Origin of the sequence: Lactobacillus ultunensis DSM 16047, from assembly GCF_001436305.1 — a bacterium.
Taxonomy (GTDB): Bacteria; Bacillota; Bacilli; order Lactobacillales; family Lactobacillaceae; genus Lactobacillus; species Lactobacillus ultunensis.
In genome coordinates this window covers 1-886 of record NZ_AZFO01000080.1, presented here as the reverse complement: position 1 = coordinate 886, position 886 = coordinate 1, and the positions used below count along the sequence as shown (strand labels likewise).

Sequence of the window (886 nt, the reverse complement as noted above, 5' to 3'; positions counted from 1 at the left end):
GTACCGGCCTTAACGCCTTCTGGTCGTTCAGTTGTATCTCTAAGTACAAGTACCGGTTTACCCAAACTAGGTGCCTCTTCCTGGACACCGCCAGAATCAGTCATGATAAAGTAGCTTCTCTTAGCTAAATTATGGAAATCTACCACATCTAATGGCTCGATCAAGTGAATCCGTGGATCGCCACCTAAAACTTCATTAGCAACCTTTTGTACTCTTGGTGATAAGTGAACTGGATAAATGATTTCTACATCGGGATGCGAGTCAATTACCTGGCGCATGACCTTGAAGACGCGGCGCATTGGCTCACCCTGATTTTCACGCCGGTGCATAGTTACCAAAATCACTTTGTTGCCTGGCGTAATATCATCCATTACCGCATGGTGATAATCTTTTTGTACAGTTTGTTCCAAAGCATCAATAGCAGTATTACCCGTAACAAAAATATTGTCTGCCTTGTGATTTTCCTTAAGCAAATTTTTCTTAGATAATTCAGTTGGTGCAAAATACAAATCAGTCAAATCATCCGTCATCTGCCGGTTCATTTCTTCTGGATATGGCGAATACTTATTCCAGGTACGCAGTCCTGCCTCAACATGACCCAGCGTAGTCTGTTGATAAAATGTGGCTAAAGCTGCCGCAAAACTAGTTGTGGTATCGCCATGAACCAAAACGATATCCGGCTTTTCTTCTTTGATTACCTTGGACAAATCAATCATAACTTTAGAAGTAATCTCTTCCAAAGTTTGATTTTTGTGCATAATATTAAAATCATAATCAGGTTTAATCTTAAAAATATCCAACACCTGATCCAGCATTTCTCTGTGCTGAGCTGAAACGACGGTTACTTCATCGAAGCGATCGTCTTTTTTTAATTTTAAGACAAGCG

At 40.5% G+C, this 886-nt stretch carries 1 protein-coding gene; it reads right to left on the bottom strand.

What is annotated here, in order from left to right; genetic code table 11:
• On the bottom strand, window positions 1-886 hold an 886-nt coding region (gene wecB, locus FC57_RS10390; protein WP_007127153.1), incomplete at both ends, for a non-hydrolyzing UDP-N-acetylglucosamine 2-epimerase.